15 protein-coding genes are annotated in these 18,750 nt (G+C 73.5%); 8 read left to right on the top strand and 7 right to left on the bottom strand.

The annotated features are described in order from the left end of the window. Window positions 1-7: 7 nt before the first annotated feature. Window positions 8-1,375 (bottom strand): peptidoglycan-binding domain-containing protein, encoded by a 1,368-nt coding sequence (locus C1703_RS11270; RefSeq protein ID WP_198678140.1) that lies wholly within the window; start codon window positions 1,373-1,375, stop codon window positions 8-10. A 187-nt stretch (window positions 1,376-1,562) separates the two neighbouring features. On the opposite strand from C1703_RS11270, the gene C1703_RS11265 reads away from it, so the two are divergent. Beyond that, on the top strand, window positions 1,563-3,614 hold the full coding sequence (locus C1703_RS11265) for an MFS transporter (protein WP_114251965.1): 2,052 nt from the start codon (window positions 1,563-1,565) through the stop codon (window positions 3,612-3,614). A gap of 2 nt (window positions 3,615-3,616) precedes the next feature. Here the strand turns inward: C1703_RS11265 and C1703_RS11260 are convergent, their stop codons facing one another. Next, a complete protein-coding gene (locus C1703_RS11260) occupies window positions 3,617-4,108 on the bottom strand; it encodes a GNAT family N-acetyltransferase (protein WP_114251962.1) in 492 nt (163 codons plus the stop codon). Window positions 4,109-4,275: 167 nt separating this feature from the next. Here C1703_RS11260 and C1703_RS11255 point away from each other — a divergent pair, with 167 nt between their 5' ends. Together C1703_RS11255 and C1703_RS11250 are read left to right on the top strand one after the other, a co-directional pair. Next, complete coding sequence (locus C1703_RS11255) at window positions 4,276-4,992, top strand: hypothetical protein (protein ID WP_114251960.1); 717 nt, start codon at window positions 4,276-4,278, stop codon at window positions 4,990-4,992. Between the two features lie 4 nt (window positions 4,993-4,996). Then, complete coding sequence (locus C1703_RS11250) at window positions 4,997-5,539, top strand: hypothetical protein (RefSeq protein ID WP_114251958.1); 543 nt, start codon at window positions 4,997-4,999, stop codon at window positions 5,537-5,539. Here the strand turns inward: C1703_RS11250 and C1703_RS11245 are convergent. Next, on the bottom strand, window positions 5,528-5,971 hold the full coding sequence (locus tag C1703_RS11245) for a DUF1992 domain-containing protein (protein ID WP_114251956.1): 444 nt from the start codon (window positions 5,969-5,971) through the stop codon (window positions 5,528-5,530). The two genes, C1703_RS11250 and C1703_RS11245, sit on opposite strands and share 12 nt — an antisense overlap. 89 nt (window positions 5,972-6,060) lie before the next feature. Here C1703_RS11245 and C1703_RS11240 point away from each other — a divergent pair, with 89 nt between their 5' ends. Beyond that, window positions 6,061-6,453 carry an FHA domain-containing protein gene (locus C1703_RS11240; RefSeq protein WP_114251954.1) on the top strand — a complete coding sequence of 131 codons (393 nt, stop codon included), beginning with the start codon at window positions 6,061-6,063 and terminating at the stop codon, window positions 6,451-6,453. Between the two features lie 24 nt (window positions 6,454-6,477). Here C1703_RS11240 and C1703_RS11235 read toward each other — a convergent pair whose 3' ends face one another. Together C1703_RS11235 and proP are read right to left on the bottom strand one after the other, a co-directional pair. Continuing rightward, window positions 6,478-7,149 carry an O-methyltransferase gene (locus C1703_RS11235; protein ID WP_114251952.1) on the bottom strand — a complete coding sequence of 224 codons (672 nt, stop codon included), beginning with the start codon at window positions 7,147-7,149 and terminating at the stop codon, window positions 6,478-6,480. A 451-nt stretch (window positions 7,150-7,600) separates the two neighbouring features. After that, the gene (gene proP / locus C1703_RS11230; RefSeq protein ID WP_232840452.1) at window positions 7,601-8,947 is read right to left on the bottom strand and encodes a glycine betaine/L-proline transporter ProP; all 1,347 of its coding nucleotides are present in this window, start codon (window positions 8,945-8,947) and stop codon (window positions 7,601-7,603) included. 380 nt (window positions 8,948-9,327) lie between these two features. Here proP and C1703_RS11225 point away from each other — a divergent pair, with 380 nt between their 5' ends. The 3 genes from C1703_RS11225 (at window position 9,328) to C1703_RS11215 (ending at window position 15,538) form a co-directional block, all read left to right on the top strand. Further along, window positions 9,328-11,376 carry a phosphatase PAP2 family protein gene (locus C1703_RS11225; protein ID WP_114251948.1) on the top strand — a complete coding sequence of 683 codons (2,049 nt, stop codon included), beginning with the start codon at window positions 9,328-9,330 and terminating at the stop codon, window positions 11,374-11,376. A 176-nt stretch (window positions 11,377-11,552) separates the two neighbouring features. Next, entirely contained in the window at window positions 11,553-13,031 is a 1,479-nt protein-coding gene (locus C1703_RS11220; RefSeq protein WP_232840451.1) for a glycosyltransferase family 39 protein, read from the top strand. Between the two features lie 203 nt (window positions 13,032-13,234). Next, window positions 13,235-15,538 carry an MFS transporter gene (locus C1703_RS11215; protein ID WP_114251946.1) on the top strand — a complete coding sequence of 768 codons (2,304 nt, stop codon included), beginning with the start codon at window positions 13,235-13,237 and terminating at the stop codon, window positions 15,536-15,538. Between the two features lie 13 nt (window positions 15,539-15,551). On the opposite strand, the gene C1703_RS11210 is transcribed toward C1703_RS11215, so the two are convergent. After that, entirely contained in the window at window positions 15,552-16,721 is a 1,170-nt protein-coding gene (locus C1703_RS11210) for a steroid 3-ketoacyl-CoA thiolase (RefSeq protein WP_114251944.1), read from the bottom strand. Between the two features lie 191 nt (window positions 16,722-16,912). On the opposite strand from C1703_RS11210, the gene C1703_RS11205 reads away from it, so the two are divergent. Then, window positions 16,913-18,148: a cytochrome P450 gene (locus C1703_RS11205; protein ID WP_114251942.1), complete on the top strand. Its 1,236-nt coding sequence runs from the start codon at window positions 16,913-16,915 to the stop codon at window positions 18,146-18,148. A gap of 78 nt (window positions 18,149-18,226) precedes the next feature. On the opposite strand, the gene C1703_RS11200 is transcribed toward C1703_RS11205, so the two are convergent. After that, complete coding sequence (locus C1703_RS11200; protein ID WP_198678139.1) at window positions 18,227-18,643, bottom strand: transglycosylase SLT domain-containing protein; 417 nt, start codon at window positions 18,641-18,643, stop codon at window positions 18,227-18,229. Window positions 18,644-18,750 lie beyond the last annotated feature (107 nt).

The raw sequence follows: 18,750 nt of genomic DNA, 5'->3' as shown, positions 1-18,750 counted from the left end.
GGGCCGGTCACGGCTCCCTGGTTTCCGACTCCAGCCGCTCCCGGGTCTCCTCGTCGTAGACGCCGAGGTCGTCGGTCCGGATGCCGCGTGACCACTGGTACGTGCGGACCGCTTCCTCCAGCCGGTCGTCGAAGGAGCCGTCGGCGTCCTCGTCGTAGAGGTACACCTGGCGCAGGCGCTGCTGGAGTTCGGCGACCTGCGGGCCCCGGTCGCCGCGGCGCAGGATGGCGGGGCCGTCGATCCGGCGGTCGTCCGGGGACGTCCGGCCGGGGGCGGACGCCGTGGCGGACGTCGGCGGCGCGGAGGGGGTGGCCGACCCGGACGGGCTCGGCGAGGCGCTCGGCGCGGACGGCGACGACGAGGGCGACGGGCTCCCGGTGCGGGACGGCGACGGGGGCGGTGCGGCGGGGGCCGAGGGCGGGGCCGAGGCGCTCGCCTCCGGCGGCGTGGACGCCGCGCTGCTCGACGGGGCGTCCGGCACGCTCGCCCGGATGTCGTCCGGCAGGGCGGTGTCCCGGGACGGACTCTCGTAGGAGAACAGCCCGCTCGCGTACCCCGCCGCCGTGACGACCGCGACGCAGGCGCCCGCGGCGGCGAGGAGAACCGAACGGCGCCGCCGGCCCGGCCTCGGGCCGGGCTCGCCCGGTTCCGCCGTGCGCCGGTCCCGTCCCCCGCCGTCGAACAGCCGCAGATCCGAGACGCTGGGCTCGGCCGCGCCCGGCGCCAGGGGCGCCGGCATCACCGACGTGGCCGGGGCGGCCGGCAGCACGGTGGTCGCGTCCGGGTCGACGGGACGCAGGGGCATGGTGGCGTCGGCGGCGGACGGCGAGGGGCCCTGGGCGGCGCTTCCGGCAGGCGAGGCTGCCGCGGGTGCGGGTGCGGGTGCGGGTGCGGGTGCGGGTGCGGCGGGGGTGTTCGGGTGGGAGTCGCGCGAGGCGCCCTCGGCCGGGCGGGCCGGCTTCTCCTGCTCCTGGGGCGCGGCCGGGGTGCCCCCAAGCCCCCGGCGCGGGGTTTCCTCCGCTGCCCGCGACGGTGTGGTCGGCTCGGTCTGTAACAGGGGTCGCGCGCCGGGCTCGGTGCGGGAGGTGTCCGTGCCCGCGCGTACGCCGGGGGTGTCGGTTGGCGTCGACGGTGGCTGTCGCCGTGCCGCCTCCTCGCCCCCGGCCTGGGTGCCCGGCCCGGAGGGCGCCGCGGTGTCGATCTCCACGTACGGGCGGATCCGCAGCGGGTCGAAGTCCTCCGCTGCCGCCGCCTCGGCCGTGCGGGCGTCGCGCAGGGCCTCGGCGGCGCGGTGGGTGCAGGCGCAGGAGGGCGTGTGGTCCGGGCGTCTGGGTGCGCCGCACTCCGGGCACGGGTGGCCGTTGGGCGGTTCCACGCGTTCCTCCCTCCCCTCGCGAACTCCCCCTCGCGAAGCTCCCCTCGTGAACTTCAGAGATTATCCAGATCTCCTCCACAGTGCGTTCGACGAGCCCCCGGAACCATCGCTTCCAAAAGGGCTCAGCGGGCCATAACGGGTCACAGCGGTCACGATGGAAAATGTCACAGGACCCTCGGGAGGTCGCATGGCCGGTGACGCACACGCCGCGAGCACGACGTCCCAGGGCACCGCCGCCCAGGAGCAGGTGCCCGGGAACGTACTGGTCTCCATCGGCGCGCTGCTCCTCGGCATGCTGCTCGCCGCCCTCGACCAGACCATCGTGTCGACCGCGCTGCCCACGATCGTCAGCGACCTCGGCGGCATGGATCACCTGTCGTGGGTCGTCACCGCGTATCTGCTGGCCGCGACCGCCGCGACCCCGCTGTGGGGCAAGCTCGGCGACCAGTACGGCCGCAAGAGGCTGTTCCAGACCGCCATCGTGATCTTCCTGGCCGGTTCCGCCCTGTGCGGCGCGGCGCAGGACATGACCCAGCTGATCGCCTTCCGGGCGGTGCAGGGGCTCGGCGGGGGCGGGCTGATGGTGTTGTCCATGGCGATCGTCGGCGACCTGGTGCCGCCGCGCGAACGAGGCCGCTACCAGGGGCTGTTCGGTGCCGTCTTCGGCGCCACGAGTGTCCTCGGACCCCTGCTCGGCGGGCTGTTCACCCAGCACGTGAGCTGGCGCTGGGTGTTCTACGTCAACCTGCCGGTCGGGGTCGTCGCGCTCGCCGTGATCGCCGCCGTACTGCGCCTCCCGCGCAAGGGGCAGCGGCACGTCATCGACTACCTGGGCACCTTCCTCATCGCCGCCGTCGCCACCTGCCTGGTGCTGGTCGCCTCGCTCGGCGGGACGACCTGGGGCTGGGGCTCGCCGCAGATCATCGGGCTCGCCGTCCTGGGCGTCGTCCTCGCCGCCGTCTTCGTGGCCGTCGAGCGGCGGGCCGCCGAGCCCGTGCTGCCGCTGCGGCTCTTCCGCGTGCGCACCTTCACCCTGGCCGCGGTGATCAGTTTCGTCGTCGGCTTCGCCATGTTCGGCGCGATGACCTACCTGCCGACCTTCCTCCAGGTCGTGCAGGGCGTCAGCCCGACCATGTCCGGCGTGCACATGCTGCCCATGGTGCTCGGCCTGCTGCTGGCCTCGACGGCCTCCGGGCAGATCGTCAGCCGCACCGGCCGCTGGAAGGTCTTCCCGATCGCCGGCACCGGCGTCACCACCCTCGGGCTGCTCCTGCTGCACCAGCTCGACGAGCACAGCTCCACCGCCGAGCTGAGCGGCTTCTTCTTCGTCTTCGGACTCGGCCTCGGCCTGGTGATGCAGGTCCTCGTGCTCATCGTGCAGAACGCCGTCCCGTACGAGGACCTGGGCGTCGCCACCTCCGGCGCGACCTTCTTCCGCTCCATCGGCGCCTCGTTCGGCGTCGCCGTCTTCGGCACGGTCTTCGCGAACCGGCTCGGCGACCAGCTCACGGACGCCTTCCGGGGCGCCCCGCTGCCGCCCGGAGTCTCCGTGGCCGCGCTGGAGGCCGACCCGCGCGGCATCACCGCCCTGCCGCCCGGCCTGCGCCCGCCGGCCCTGCACGCCTACGCCGTCTCCATCACGGACGTCTTCCTGTACGCCGCCCCCGTCGCGCTGCTCGGCTTCCTCCTGGCCTGGTTCCTCAAGGAGGACCGGCTGCGCGGCTCGGTCACCGCGCCCGACGGCACGCAGACCCTGGCCAGCAACCCCGTCGAGCGGTCCTCCTACGACGAGGTGTGCCGCGCCCTGTCGGTGCTCGGCACCCGCGCGGGCCGGCGCGAGATCTACCGGAAGATCACCGCCCGGGCGGGCTACGACCTGCTCCCGGCGGCGAGCTGGCTGCTGCTGAGGATCCGCCGGTACGGCTCGGTGGAGCCGGGCGTGCTGGCCGATCGCATGCCCGTGCCGCTGACCGTGATCATGGAGGCCGCCCGGCAGGTCGAGGAGCGGCGGCTCGCCGTGCGCGTGGGCCTCGACCTCGTCCTGACCGACCAGGGGCGCGAGGTCGCCGAGCGGCTGTCGCGGGCCCGCGAGGAGTCCCTCGCCGAGCTGCTCGGCGACTGGTGGGGCCCGGACCGGCCGACCGACCTGGTGCGGCTCGTGCGGGAGCTGAACGGCGAGCTGTGCGGGTCGCGCCGCGAGCGGCCGTACGAGACGCGCCCGGCGGACCAGGTCGTCTGAGCTCAGGCCAGGGGTTTGGCGAACCAGTGCTCGGCGTACGGGTCGTCGTTGTGCGGCTCGGTCTCCCGGTAGCCGAGCCGGGCGTAGAGGGCGCGGGCCTCGACGAGGTCGCCGCGGGTGTCGAGGATCATCCGGGTGGCGCCGAGCGCGCGGGCGGCGTCCTCGGCGGCGCGGACGAGCAGCGTGGCACCGCCCTTGCCGCGCATCGGCTCCTTCAGGAAGACCCGCGTCAGCTCGGCGGTCATGCCGTCCAGCAGCCGTACGCCCGCCGTGCCGGCCGGTTCGCCGCCGTACCGGGCGACCAGCAACCGCCCGCGCGGCGACGCGAGATCCGCACCCGGCTGGGCGGCGATCTCCCGCTCCAGCTCGTCCGGGTCGGTCCGGCGCCCCTCGTGCAGCAGGTACCAGCGGTCGCTGACCTCGGTGTAGTACGCCCGCCACAGGGCGGCGGCGACGGGGGAGTCGTACGGTTCCGGGGCCACGGTCCAGGTCATGACCGGCATTCTCGGCGGGCGCCGTACCCCGCACGCAACCGGATATCCCCGGAGGCGCGCGCCCCGGGCCGGGCCGGGGCGCCGTTTGGGGGCCTGCTTCCGGGCTACCCGACCGGCGAACCGGCTCGCGAGGAGAGCCGGTTGGGCCGAGAACCCGGAAGGCATTCATGTCCACTGGCCTGATCATTGCTCTGATCGTGATCGCGGCGGTCGTCGTCATCATCGCGGCCGTCATGACCCTGCGCGCCCGAGGGGCTCGGCGCGGCCCGAGCCTGAAGCGGCGCTTCGGACCCGAGTACGACCTGGCCGTCGCCCGGCACGACGGCGACACCAAGGCCGCCGAGCGCGAACTCGCCGAGCGCGTGGAGCGCCACGGCGACCTGCGCGAACGAGCGCTGGAGCCGGCGCAGCGCGAGCAGTACGAGGCGCGCTGGACGGCCGCCCAGGAGCGGTTCGTCGACTCGCCGCGGGAGGCGGTCGCCGAGGCGGACCGGCTGCTCGCCGAGCTCGCCGGCGCCCGGGGCTTCCCCGGCGGCGGGCAGTACGAGGAGCAGCTCGCGGCGCTGTCCGTGCACCACGCCCACCACGTGGACGGCTACCGGCGCGTGCACCGCGCGGCGCACCTGCGCGCGGACGACGCCCGGGACGGCGGCATCGGAACGGAAGACATGCGCGAGGCCATGGTGGCGGCCCGCGCCCTGTTCGAGGAGCTGGTGCGGCCGGCCCGCCACGACGGCGGCGGCCACGTCGCCGGCCCGCACCTGGGCGGACGCCATGACGGCGGACGGCACAAGGCCGGGCTGAACGGCGGCCGCAAGGCTCCGGCCGCCCGCGGCGGGCACCTGCCGTGGGCGATGCACCGACGTCAGGCGAAGGAGAGTTGAGGCGATGACCGACATGACCCGACCGCCGGGCGACGACACGCCCACGGCCCCCGACGCCCGCGGCGAGACCGCCCTGGGCACCGGCCACGGCACGGACCGCGCCACCGGCGCGCACACCCCTGGTGCCCCCGGGGAGAGCCGGCTCACAGCGGCCGGCACCGCTCCCACCGGAGACCGCACCGGCCCGCGCGAGGCGGGCTCCCGTGAGACGGGGGCCCGTGAGACCGGCTCCCGCGAGGGCGCCCCGGGCGTCCGCGCCCACCTCCTGCCCCACGACGAGTCCGACAAGCTCGGCTCGCAGCTCCAGCACGCGGTCGCCGGGTTCGTCGACGGCCCCCGAGCCGCCGTCGAGGAGGCCGACCACGTGCTGGAGGAGATCGCGGCCCGCTTCACCGAGGCCGTGACGCAGCGCCGCCGCACCCTGCGGCACTCCTGGCAGTCGGTCGAGGGCGGCGAGGGCAAGCCCGTGTCGTCCGCCGACACCGAGCAGCTGCGGCTGGCCCTGAAGGACTACCGCGAACTGGCGGAACGACTGCTACACGTCTGACCGGGGCCCGGGTGAACCGCCCGGTCCCCGCTCCGCCCGGCGCTCCCGCCACTGCCGTACGACGTCCTCGACGTCGTACGGCTTCTTTCCCAGCGGGGGGCCGGGCGGCGGCTTGAACATCATCGTGCGGATCTTGTCGTTGACCTCGTCGATGATCTTCCGCGCGATGCGCTCCGAGGGGGCCGCGAGGGCCGCCGGCAGCGCGTCCTCGGCCTCCTTGCGCAGCGCCAGCGCCGGCGGGAGCACCGAGAAGCCCTCGCGGGCCATCTTCCGCTTGACCCACCACAGTTCGTCGTACGTGCTCTCGACGTCGGGCGGGAGCGGCCGGCCCGCCCCGGGCAACCGTTCGAACTCACCGCGCGCCTCCGCGTCACGGATCTGTTTGTCGACCCAGGACTCGAAGTCGACGCCGGGTGGCTTTCGTTCGGTCATGAACCCATTGTGCCGGACACCGCGCGGCCGGGCGTTCTATCATGCGGCGGGCTTGCAGGCCCGTTCAGGACGTCTCAGGAGGAGCGCACGTGCTCGAACTCACCATGGCCGCCGTTTCCGCGGCGGAGGAGGGTGCCACGGCCGGCATGCTCATGGCCGACGCGCCCAGCGAGCCGGGTGCCGTGCTGCGGGTGGGCCGCGACAAGTCGGTGTGCCGGCTCAGCACGCCGGACGACTGGCTGTTCGTCTCCCGTGTGCACCTGGAGTTCCTCTGCGGGCCCGACGGCACCTGGCAGGTCACGTGGCTGCGCGGCTCCCAGCCCGACCCGTCCTCCGAAGTCCGCCTGACGGTCGGGGAGTACGCCCAGCCCCTCGCCTACGGCGGTACCGTCCCGCTGCCCAGGGGCGGCAGCGGCGAGATCATCGTGCAGGACCGCACCGCCCCGCGCAGCGTCAACGTGGGCTTCTACCACGAGGTGTGACCGCCGGCGGGGGACGGCCCGGCGTCAGGCCAGCACCCGCGCGAGCGCGAACCCGTCGTACCCCTTCGTGCCGACCGTCTGGATCGCCGTCCCGCTCAACCTCGGGTGGCTGCCGATCAGTTCGATGGCGGCGCGGGTGCCCATGACGTCCGGGGCGGTGCTGTCCGCGTCGGTCACCCGGCCGCCGCGGACCACGTTGTCGAGGACGATCAGGCTGCCCGTGCTGGAGAGTCGGACGGCCCAGTCCACGTAGTGCGGGTTGTTCGCCTTGTCGGCGTCGATGAAGACCAGGTCGAACGGGGGCGGGTTCTCGTCGGCCAGCTTGGGCAGCGACTCCAGGGCCGGGCCCACCCGCACCTCGACGAGCTTGTCGAGGCCGGCCCGGGCGATGTTGCGGACGGCGACCTCGGCGTGCTTGGGGTCGTACTCCAGGGAGATCAGCCGCCCGTCGGCGGGCAGGGCGCGGCCCAGCCAGATGGTGCTGTATCCGCCGAGCGTGCCGATCTCCAGGATGTGGCGCGCGCCCTGGATCTGGGCCAGGAGCTGGAGGAGCTTGCCCTGGTTCGCCGCGACGCTGATGTGCGGGAGCCCGGCGGCGTCGCTGTCGCGCAGGGCCGCCGCCAGGGCTTCGTCGTCCGGGGCGAGGTGGGCGGTGAAGTAGGCGTCGACCTCGTCCCAGACGTGCGACTCGCTCATGCGGCTGCCTTTCTGTACCTAGTCAGGAACGCTAACCAGCAGGCCAACGATCGCAAACGGCCCGGGTTTCGCGCGACCCGACGAGACCGCCGAATGACCGCCTCCTGGCCGGGCACGTCCCGACCGGGCAGGGTGTGGGGGCGGGTCGCGCCGGGCGTGCCGGGCGGGGTGGCATCCAGGCGGGGCAGCGAGGTGACCCCGGGCGTGCGGGGCGGGGTGGCACCCGGGCGTGGAAGTGGGGTGGGGGGTGGCCCCGGGTGCGGTGGCGGGGCGCGACCGGCGCGCGGGCAACGGTGACACTGGGCCCGCGGGCAAGGGCCGCACCGGACGCGTGAGCCGGGGTCGCAGTCCCCCCCCACAGCCACTGCCTCCCGGTTCGCGCCCGGCGGCGTCCCCGTCCGCGGTGGAGGCCGAGGGGCAAGGTGCCGGCGCGCTGCCGCCGAGAGGGCGCTCAGTGGTCCCGTGCTGCCACCGAGGGGGCCGAACCGGGGAGTGGGCGGCCCGCCGACTCCGTCATGCGCCACACCGCGAAGCCGCCGATCACGGCCGCGGCCATCATGTAGTACGCGGGCATCATCATGTTGCCGGTCGCGCCGATCAGGGCCGTGACCACCAGCGGGGTCGTGCCGCCGAACAGGGACACCGAGACGTTGAAGCCGATGGACAGCGAGCCGTAGCGGACCTTGGTGGGGAACAGGGCCGGCAGCGCCGAGGGCATCGACGCCGTGAAGCAGACCAGCAGCAGGCCCAGCGCGCCCATGCCGAGCGCGACCGCGAGCAGGCTGCCCTCGCGGATCAGCAGCAGGGCCGGGACGGACAGCAGCAGGAAGCCCGCGCAGCCGGCGGCGATCACCGGACGGCGGCCGACCCGGTCGGTCAGCGCGCCGGCGAACGGCTGGACGATCATCATCAGGGCCATCACGCCGAGGACGACGAGCAGGCCGTGCGTCTCGTCGTAGTGGAGCTGACCGGTCAGGTAGCTCGGCATGTACGACAGCAGCATGTAGTCGGTGACGTTGAAGACCAGCACCAGGCCGACGCAGAGCAGCAGCGCCCGCCACTGGCCGGTGATCATCTCGCGCAGCGGCACCTTGGGCCGGTCCTTCTCGGCCTTGGCGACCTCGGCGGCGAACGCCGGGGTCTCCTCCAGGCGCAGCCGCAGGTAGAGGCCGATGAGGCCCATCGGGCCAGCGATCAGGAACGGGATGCGCCAGCCCCAGGAGGTGAGGTCGTCGGCGGAGAGCAGGGCGGTCATCAGCGTGACCAGGCCGGCGCCGCCGATGTAGCCGGCGAGCGTGCCGAACTCCAGCCAGCTGCCGAGGAAGCCGCGCCGCTTGTCGGGCGCGTACTCGGCGATGAAGGTCGAGGCACCGGCGTACTCGCCGCCGGTGGAGAAGCCCTGCACGAGGCGGGCCACGAGAAGCAGGATCGGCGCGCCGACACCGATCGTCGCGTACGACGGGATCAGACCGATCGCGAAGGTGCCCGCCGCCATCATGATCATGGTGAGGGCGAGGACCTTCTGGCGGCCGACGCGGTCGCCGAGCGGGCCGAAGACCATGCCGCCGAGGGGGCGGACCAGGAAGGCCGCGGCGAAGGCGCCGAACGTGGACAGCAGCTGGGCGGTGGGGTTGCCCGAGGGGAAGAAGACCTTGCCCAGCGTGACCGCGATGTAGCTGTAGACACCGAAGTCGAACCATTCCATCGCGTTGCCCAGCGCGGCCGCCTTCACGGCGCGCTTGACCAGCGCGGGGTCGGTGACGGTGGCGTCCTGGGCCTTCGCTGTGCGGCTCTTCATGACGGACGGGGGAGCGACGACTGAGGCAGTCGACAAGACTCGCTCGCCTACCTTTCGACGGGGACAGGGACACGGTCCCGCGCGGCGGCGCTGTCGTACGGGCCGAAAAAACGACGATAGGCGGATAAAGTCCCTTTACGGGCGGTACGCCTTTCGTTGCAGGGTGCAGCTAAATACCGGTTGTGCAGGCACGTATGCCCGGTCGGCAGCGGTTCCCACGGGATCTTGATGTGATCCTTCTCGCGTCGAGGAGAGGCGACCACCCACCCTGCGGACTATCGTCTTCCGGACAAAAGGAGGACGGACGTCAGGTGAACCGGGGGTAGCCCGCGTCTTCCTCCCGGAGGCGACCAACCACTGGGGCGGGAGGCCGACGGGGAGTGACGAACGCGGATCACGGCGGACGACCGGCGGAAGCACTCGGAGCGACGGCCGTCGGCGGGGCCCGGGCACGCCTGCGCGTGGCCCGCCTCGGCCTCTGGCTGATCGCGGCACTCCTCGCGGCACGCCAGGTGGCCGTCGTCCTCGCCACTCCGCGCGGCGAGCGCCTGACGGACCTGGAGACCTGGCTCGGGCCGAACGGCGTCCTGCACGTCAACGGCTCCCTGTACGACTCGACCCGCTTCACCGGCACCCCGTTCAGCGGCCTCGTCCTCAAACCCCTCACCCGTTCGGCCGAACAGGCCCTCGGCTGGGGCTGGACCTTCGGCACACTGCTGCTGGTCGTGGCCCTCGGCCTGATCGCCGCCCGCGCCCTGCCCCAGCCGGTCAGCCGCCGCACGGCCCTGCTGGCCGCCCCGGTCGCCATCAGCCTCCTGATGCTGTCCCTGCCCGTCCGCAACACCCTGTGGCTGGGCCAGACCAGCATCATCCCGGTCCTCCTCGTCCTGCTGGGCTGCTTCGTCGCCCACGGCCAGCGCGCCAGCGGCCTGCTCATCGGCGTCGCGGCCGCGCTCCAGCCCACCCTGCTGCTCTTCACGCCCCTGCTGTGGTTCACCGGCCGCAGACGCGCCGCGCTCTCCACCGGCGTCACGTTCGCCGCCTGCACCGGGCTCGCCTGGGCGGCGATGCCGGACGACTCCTACCGCTACTGGGTCCACCACATGGCGGGCGTCGGCCTCGGCGGCCCGGCCGACGACCTCGCCAACCAGTCCCTGCACGGCGCCCTGCTCCGGCTCGGCCTGAGCGGCCCCCCGGAGGTCGCCCTCTTCCTGTCGATCGGCGCGGCCGTCGCCGTCCTCGCCCTGCGCCGCGCCGTCCGCTGCTTCCGCGACGGCCAGCTGCTGCTCGCCGTCGCCATCACCGGCTGCGCCGCGATCGTCGTCTCGCCCACGGCCTGGCAGCACCAGCTGCTGTGGATACTGCTCGCGGTCGTCGGCCGGGCCGGCCGACGCGCCTCCGACCGGTACGTGTGGCCGGTCGCCGTCGTCCTGGTCATGACCCTGCCCACCAGGATGCTGCTGCCCGACATGCAGTCGCTGGACCCGCTGCGCACCAACCTCGTCCTGCTGGCCGCCCTCGCCGCCGCCACGGCCGTGCCGTTCCTGTCCCGCACCTCGCCGTACTACCGGCAGCCGATCCCCACCGAGTACGCCCCCGCCGCCCCGGCCCGCTTCCGGCGGGTACCGCTGGTGCCCTTCCTGCGCCGGGTCCTCACCAGGCCCAACCTCCTCCTGGAACTCCTCCTCATCCGGGTCACCTACGCCGCCTACTCCCAGGTCCGGCTCGCCGCCACCGGCGGCAGCAACTCGGCCGGGCGGGCCGAGGCCGAGGAGCACGGCATGCAGGTGTACGGCCTCGAGCGCGCCCTGCGCATCGACATCGAGCACTGGGTCAACCACACCGTCGTGCGGATCGACTGGCTGCGGAACTTCTTCGACTACTACTACACGTCGTTCCACTTCGCCGTCCCGCTGACGGTCCTCGCGATCCTGTACTGGCGCCGCCCGGCCGAGTACCGCTGGGCCCGCTCCGCCCTCGGCTTCGCCACCCTGCTGGCCCTGGTCGGTTTCTGGCTCTACCCGCTGGCCCCGCCCCGCCTGATGCCGACGCTCGGCTTCATCGACACCGTCCACGGCGTCCAGGACTTCTCCCAGCCCGACTACGGCACGCTCACGGCCCTCACCAACCAGTACGCGGCCATGCCGTCCCTGCACTTCGGCTGGTCGCTGTGGTGCGGCGTCGTGATCGCCGTGCTGGCGTCCCGGTGGTGGCTGAAGGCGCTGGGGCTGCTGCACCCGCTGTGCACGGCCTCGGCGATCGTCGCGACCGCCAACCACTGGGTGCTCGACGCGGCCGGGGGAGCGGTGGTGGTCGGCGCGGGCTTCGCGCTGACGTACGTGCTCTCGGGGCCCAGGCCCGCCACCGCCGCCGCCGAGCGGGACCAGCCGGAGGTGCCTTCGAGCAGCAGATCGACGAGTTCCCTCTGAACGCCGGCCCCGGCGAGAACGCCGAATGACCGGAAAAGCACGGCGCGTTGACGTCCGCGGGCATCCCCGCGAGAGCGGTGTGCGTCTCACGAACGGGAGCACGCACACCCACGCCCGCGGAGGAAGCCATCACTCAGCACCTGGACGCCACGGGCACGATCCCGGGCGCGCGCCGCGTGGGTCCGCCGACGTCCCGGCCCCCGCGGGCGGCAGGCCGGTGGAGACGGGCGGCTCCGCTCGCCGTCCCGGCCCTGGCCGCGCTCGCCCTCGGCCTGTGGGGGATCGAGCGGCAGGACAGCATGTGGCGCGACGAGTCCGTCACCTACCAGGTCGCCCACCGCTCACCGGCCGAACTGTGGGGCCTGCTGGGCCACATCGACGCCGTGCACGGTCTGTACTACCTCCTCATGCAGGCGGTTTTCGCCGGGTGGGACGGCGGGCTGACGGCCCTCAGGCTGCCCTCCGTACTGGCCACCGCCCTGGCCGCCGCCGGGGTCGGGGCGATCGGCGCCCGGCTCGCGGGACGCCGGGCCGGCACGCTCGCCGGGCTCGTCCTCGCGGTGCTGCCGATCATCCAGCAGTACGCGCAGGAAGGCCGGTCCTACGCCCTGGTCACGGCGGGCGTCACCTGGGCGACGTACTTCTTCCTGCGGGCCACCGCCGACTCCCGCGCCCGCTGGTGGACGGCGTACGCCCTCACCCTGTACCTCGCCTCCTGGCTGCACGAGTTCGCCGCGCTGGCGCTGCTCGCCCACGGGCTGACCCTGTGGCGCTCCCGCCCGGCGCGCGCCGACGTACGGCGGTGGGCGCTCGCGGCGGCCGGGGTGGGGACCGGGCTGCTGCCCCTCGCGGTGGTCAGCGCCGGGCAGGCCGAGGCCCAGCTGGGCTGGCTCGGCCGCCCCGGCCTCGGCGCGTGGTCGCTGTTCCTCGGCCTCTCGGCCGCGGCGGCGCTGCTGTGCCGGCTCCTCGTCCGCACGGGCGCCCCCGGGGCCGTCGCCCTGACCCGCCTCGCCCTGCCGCTGCTGATCGCCCCGGCCGGTCTGCTGATGACGATCTCGCTGGTCAAGCCGTGGTACGTCGACCGGTACGTGCTGTACGGCGTGACGGGCCTGGCCCTGCCGGCCGGGGCCGCGCTGTCCTGGGCGATCGGGCAGCGGCACCGGCTCGCCCCTCCCGCCCGGATGCCGGCGGCCTGCCTGGCGGCCGGTACGGCGGTCGCGGTGCTGCTGCCGTGGTCGCTGCTGGTGCGCTCGCCCGAGAGCCGCAAGGACGACGTCGTCGCGGTCGCCCGCACCGTCGACGACCAGGCGCACGAGGGCGACGGCGTCCTGTTCATGCCCGCCCGGCGCCGCGAATGGCTCCTGTCCTTCCCCGAGGTGTACGACCGGCTCGACGACCTCGCCCTCGCCGAGTCCCCGACGGCCTCCCGCACGCTGCACGGCACCGAACACGACGCCGCCGTGATCCGCCGCCGCATCCTGGTGGCCGAGCGCGTCGTCGCCCTGGCCGACCCGCCCGGGCAGCCGCTCGACCCCTTCCCGCAGGAGGAGGTCAAGCGCCGGACGCTGAGCACCCACTTCGAGGTGTGCGAGCGCACCCGGGTCCACGGCGCGCAGATCATCGTCTACGCCCGCCCGGGCCGCTGCACGCCGTAACCGCACCGGCGGTGTCGGAAAACCGTCGGAAGCGCCCTGGTGATGTCGGATATCCGGGCCCGCCCGGGCCGTGGCTGGATCCTGAGCGGCCCTGGCTGAAAGGTGAGCCTCGCTGTCCACCCGGAAGATCCGACACGGAGGGTTCTGTGAACGAGGCAACGACGGCCGACGGACCACGGCGGAGTCCGAAGGCCACACTCCTGATGGCCTGCATCGGGGTGTTCGTCGCCTACCTGCCGGTCACCACGGTCTCCGTCAGTCTCCCGGCCATCCAGCGGGACCTGCACGCCTCGACCTCCCAGCTGTCCTGGGTCTCGGACGCGTTCGTCCTGCCGATGGCCGCGCTCATCCTCACCGCCGGTGTCGTCGGGGACGTGCACGGGCGCAAGAAGGTCTTCCAGGCCGGCCTGCTGTTCTCGGCCGCCGGAGCCGTCGTCGCCCTGAGCGCGCAGTCCGTGCAGGTGCTGTGGGCCGGGCAGGCACTGGCCGGGACGGGCGCGGCGGCCCTGCTGCCCACGACCCTCGCGCTGATCAGCCACGCCGTGCCCGACCCGCACGAGCGCGGCAAGTTCGTCGGGCTGTGGGCCGCCGCCCTGTCGCTGGCGCTCGCCGTGGGCCCCCTGATGGCCGGGGTGATCCTCCGGCACGCCGCCTGGCACTGGATCTACGTGCCCGCCGTACCCGTGGCCCTGCTGACGATGGCCGCCGCCGTGCCGCTGGTCGCCGACTCGCGCGCCCCCGGCTCGCGCAGGCTGGACTGGCCGGGACAGCTCACCGCCGCGCTGACCATCACCTCGCTCGTCTACGGCGTGATCGAGGGCGGGGCGCGGTCCTTCTCCGAGCCCGAGGTCGTCGTGGCGCTCGCCCTCGCCGCCGCCGGTGCCGTCGCCTTCGTCGTGGCCGAACGCCGCAGCGCCAGCCCGATGCTGGACCTGACCCTGTTCCGCAGCCCCGCGTTCAGCGCGACCACGCTGATCGCGATGATCAGCTTCCTGGGCCTGATCGGCTTCTTCTTCGTCCTCAGCCTGTACTTCGGCATGGTGCAGCGGCTCGACACCCTCGACGCGGGCTACCGCATGCTCATGGTGACGGCGGTGAGCCTGCTCCTCGGCGTCGTCGTCGGGCCGCTGATGCGGCACATCCCGGCCCGTGCCCTGATCACCACCGGCCTGCTCGCCAGTACGGCCTCCCTGCTGTCCCTGACCGCGCTCGACGCGCACACCGCGTTCGGGCCGCTGGCCTGGCGGCTGATGCTGCTCGGCCTCGGCATGGGCCTGGTCATCACGCCCATGACGGCCACCGCCGTCGCGTCCGTGCCGCACCACCTGGCCGGGATGGCCGCCGCGGGCAACAACGCCTTCCGGCAGGTCGGCGGCGCGCTCGGCCCGGCCGTCCTGGGCACGCTGCTGACGACCAGGGCCACGGACGCCCTGCCCGGGCACCTCGCCGACGCGGGCGTGGGCTCGGCGACCGCCCACCAGGTCACCGCGGCCGTCGACGCCGCCGGGCTGAGCGCCGTCGCCGGGATGAACCTGGGACCGGACACCGGCCGCGCCCTGGGCGCCCTGTCCGAGTCCTTCCTCGACGGCCTCCGGCTCTGCCTGATCGTCGCCGCGTCCCTGGCGCTGCTCGCCGCGCTGGTCGGGGTGGTGCTGCTCCGCAAGCCGAAGCGGGAGGCTGCGCCTGAGCCTGCCGTGGGGTCCGTCGCCGAGCCCGCTGCCGTCGAGCCGGTTGCCGCGTACGGCCCTGCCGTCACCGGCCGGGTGTGTGACGCCGCCGGGCGGGCCATGGCGGGGGCCACGATCACGCTGGTCTCCCTGGGCGGGCGGCAGGTCGGCCGGGCCGTGGCGCACGACGCGGGACGGTACCGGCTGGCCGCGCCCGCGGCGGGTACGTACGTCCTGATCGCGGCGGCGGACGGCCACCAGCCCCAGGCGTCCACGCTCACGCTCGGCGAGGAGCCCCTGCCCCACGACGTGGTCCTGGCCGGCGGCAGCCGCCTGAGCGGGACGGTGGCCACGGCCGGGGAACGGCTCCCGGTGGCCGGCGCGACGGTCGTGGTGACGGACGTGCGCGGAGACGTGGCGGCCACCGGCACCACCGACGCCTCCGGCGCGTTCGGCTTCGGCCCCCTGCCCGACGGCGACCTCACGCTCGCCGTCAACGCCGCCGGGTACCGGCCCGCGGCCCTCCCCGTCCAGTGGCCCGGCACCCCGGTGACCGGTCTGGAGGTGCTGCTGCACCCCGGCGCCCGGGTGCAGGGCGTCGTACGGTCGGGGACCGGCCGCGAGCCCGTCGCCGATGCCCGGGTCACGCTCGTCGACGCCGCCGGGAACGTCGTGGGCACCGCCGTCACCGGCACGGACGGCGCCTACGCGTTCACCGACCTGGACGCGGGGGACTACTCCCTGATCGCCAGCGGCTACGCGCCCGTCGCGACGACGGTCACCGTGGACGGGCGCGCTCCGAGCGACGTCCATCCGCACCTGGCCCACCAGGACGCGTGAGCCGGTCGGCGGACTACAGCCGCTGAAGGATCGTCCCGGTGGCCAGTCCGCCGCCGGCGCACATCGTGATCAGGGCGAACTCCTTGTCCGCGCGCTCCAGTTCGTGCAGGGCCGTCGTGATGAGCCGGGCCCCGGTCGCTCCCACCGGGTGCCCGAGCGCGATCGCCCCGCCGTTGACGTTCACCTTGTCCAGGTCCTGCTCGAAGACCCGCGCCCAGCTCAGCACGACCGACGCGAACGCCTCGTTGATCTCCACCAGGTCGATGTCCCCCAGGGACATCCCGGCCTTGCCCAGCACGGCCCTGGTCGCGTCGATCGGGCCGTCGAGGTGGAAGTGGGGGTCGGAGCCCACGAGCGCCTGGGCCACGATCCGGGCCCGGGGCCGCAGCTTCAGCGCCCGGGCCATCCGCTTCGACGCCCACAGGATGGCCGCGGCCCCGTCGGAGATCTGGGAGGAGTTGCCGGCCGTGTGCACCGCCGTCGGCATGATCGGCTTCAGGGACGCGAGCGCCTCCGCGGACGTGTCGCGCAGGCCCTCGTCCTTGTCCACCAGGCGCCACATGCCCTGCCCGGCGTGCTGCTCCTCCTCGGTCGTCGGCACCTGCACCGCGAACGTCTCCCGTTTGAACCGCTCCTCCGCCCAGGCGTGGGCGGCCCGCTCCTGGGAGGCGAGGCCCAGCGCGTCGACGTCCTCCCGGGTCAGTCCGCGGTGCCGGGCGATGCGCTCGGCCGCCTCGAACTGGTTCGGCAGGTCCACGTTCCACTCGTCGGGGAACGGCTTCCCGGGCCCGTGCTTCGACCCCGACCCCAGCGGCACCCGCGACATCGACTCCACCCCGCACGAGATGCCGACGTCGATCACGCCCGCCGCGACCATGGTGGCCACCAGGTGCGAGGCCTGCTGGGAGGACCCGCACTGCGCGTCGACCGTCGTGGCGGCCGTCTCGTAGGGCAGCCCCATGGTCAGCCAGGCCGTGCGCGCCGGGTTCATGGACTGCTCGCCCGCGTGCGTGACCGTGCCGCCGACGATCTGCTCGACGCAGTCGGCGGGGATGCCGGTGCGGCCCAGCAGCTCGCGGTAGGTCTCGCCCAGGAGGTAGGCGGGGTGCAGATGGGCGAGCGCGCCGCCGCGCTTGCCGATGGGGGTGCGTACGGCTTCGACGATCACGGGTTCGGCAGCCATGGGTGCGGGTCCTCTCCGAGGGCTCTGCGGAACTAGTACGCGTTCTAGTTCTGTCTTGCAGTGTGCTGACGGAGGTTCTGCGGCGGCAAGAGGCGTGCGGGCAATTGGGACACTCACGGCTCTTGCTAGTTGTAGAACTCGTTACTACGGTCGCGACGACCCCTTTGCTGATGGACCGTCAGGAGCTGTCCATGCCCCGACCAGCGCTTCCCGACGGGTTCGACTTCACCGACCCCGATGTGCTGCACCACCGCGTACCCCTCCCGGAGTTCGCCGAGCTGCGCCGCGCCGAACCGGTCCGCTGGATCCCGCAGTCGGGCAACGTGGCCGGGTTCCAGGACGAGGGCTACTGGGCCGTGACCCGGCACGCGGACGTCAAGTACGTGTCGACGCACCCGGAGTTGTTCTCGTCCTCCGTCAACACCGCGATCATCCGCTTCAACGAGCACATCCAGCGCGACGCCATCGACGCGCAGCGGCTGATCCTGCTCAACATGGACCCGCCGGAGCACACCCGGGTCCGGCAGATCGTGCAGCGCGGGTTCACGCCCCGGGCGATCCGCGCGCTGGAGGGGCGGCTGCGGGCCCGCGCCCAGGCCATCGTCGAGAACGCCCGCGCCCGCACCGGCCCGTTCGACTTCGTCACCCAGGTCGCCTGCGAACTGCCCCTGCAGGCCATCGCCGAGCTGATGGGCGTACCGCAGGAGGACCGGGACAAGATCTTCGACTGGTCCAACAAGATGATCGCGTACGACGACCCGGAGTACGCCATCACCGAGGAGGTCGGCGCCGAGTCGGCCACGGAGATCATCGCCTACGCGATGAACATGGCCGCCGACCGCAAGCGGTGCCCGGCCCACGACATCGTCACGCAGCTGGTCGCGGCGGAGGACGAGGGCAACCTCAACTCGGACGAGTTCGGCTTCTTCGTGCTGATGCTGGCCGTCGCGGGCAACGAGACCACCCGCAACGCCATCACGCACGGCATGCACGCCTTCCTCACCCACCCCGACCAGTGGGAGCTGTACAAGAGGGAGCGCCCGGCGACGGCGGCGGAGGAGATCGTGCGCTGGGCGACCCCGGTGGCCGCCTTCCAGCGCACCGCCACGCAGGACACGGAGCTGGGCGGCAAGCCGATCCGCGAGGGCGACCGCGTCGGCCTGTTCTACGCCTCCGCCAACCACGACCCCGAGGTCTTCGACGACCCGGACACCTTCGACGTCACCCGCGATCCCAACCCGCACCTCGGCTTCGGCGGGGGCGGTCCCCACTACTGCCTCGGCAAGTCCCTCGCCGTGCTGGAGATCGACCTCATCTTCCACGCGATCGCCGACGCCATGCCGGGGCTGAAGCTGGTCGGGGACCCGCGGCGGCTGCGGTCGGCGTGGATCAACGGGGTGAAGGAGCTGCCGGTCAGCACGGGCTGAAGCCCGCGGGGCACGGCGAAGGCGACGGCCCCGGGGATCAGGGGGCCGCCGCCTTCGGTCTGTGGGGTGCGGGCCGGCTCAGTACCAGTGGTTGGTCTGCCAGAAGTCCCAGGCGCCGCAGGCGCTGCCGTAGCGGTCCTTCATGTAGTCCAGGCCCCACTCGATCTGGGTGGCCGCGTTGGTCTTCCAGTCGGAGCCGGCCGAGGCCATCTTGGCGCCCGGCAGGGCCTGGACCAGGCCGTAGGCGCCGCTGGAGGCGTTCTGCGCGTGCACGTCCCAGTGGCTCTCCCGCTCGACGATCTTGGAGAAGCACTGGTACTGGGCGTCGTCGCCGATCATCTTCTTCGCGACCGCCTGCGCCGAGGAGGCCCCTGTCGGCGCGGCCTGCGCGGGAGCGGCGGCGATCAGGGTGCCGCAGGTGGCCGCGGTCAGGGCGGCAGCGGCGAGAGCCTTCTTCGGGGTGGCGGCGCGGCGGAGAACGGAAGCGGCGGGCACAGGCGGCCTTTCGTCGGTGGGTGGGGCGGTCGTCCACAGAAGCAGGCCCGCCGGATGCCCGCAATGAACCCTTTTACTAGGTATGGCCGCATGTGCCGCCCGGCTCC

This window comes from Streptomyces sp. Go-475, assembly GCF_003330845.1.
In the GTDB taxonomy this organism is placed as follows: domain Bacteria; phylum Actinomycetota; class Actinomycetes; order Streptomycetales; family Streptomycetaceae; genus Streptomyces.
The sequence above is the reverse complement of the archived record's forward strand: the minus strand, read 5'-3'. Positions and strand labels throughout refer to the sequence as shown.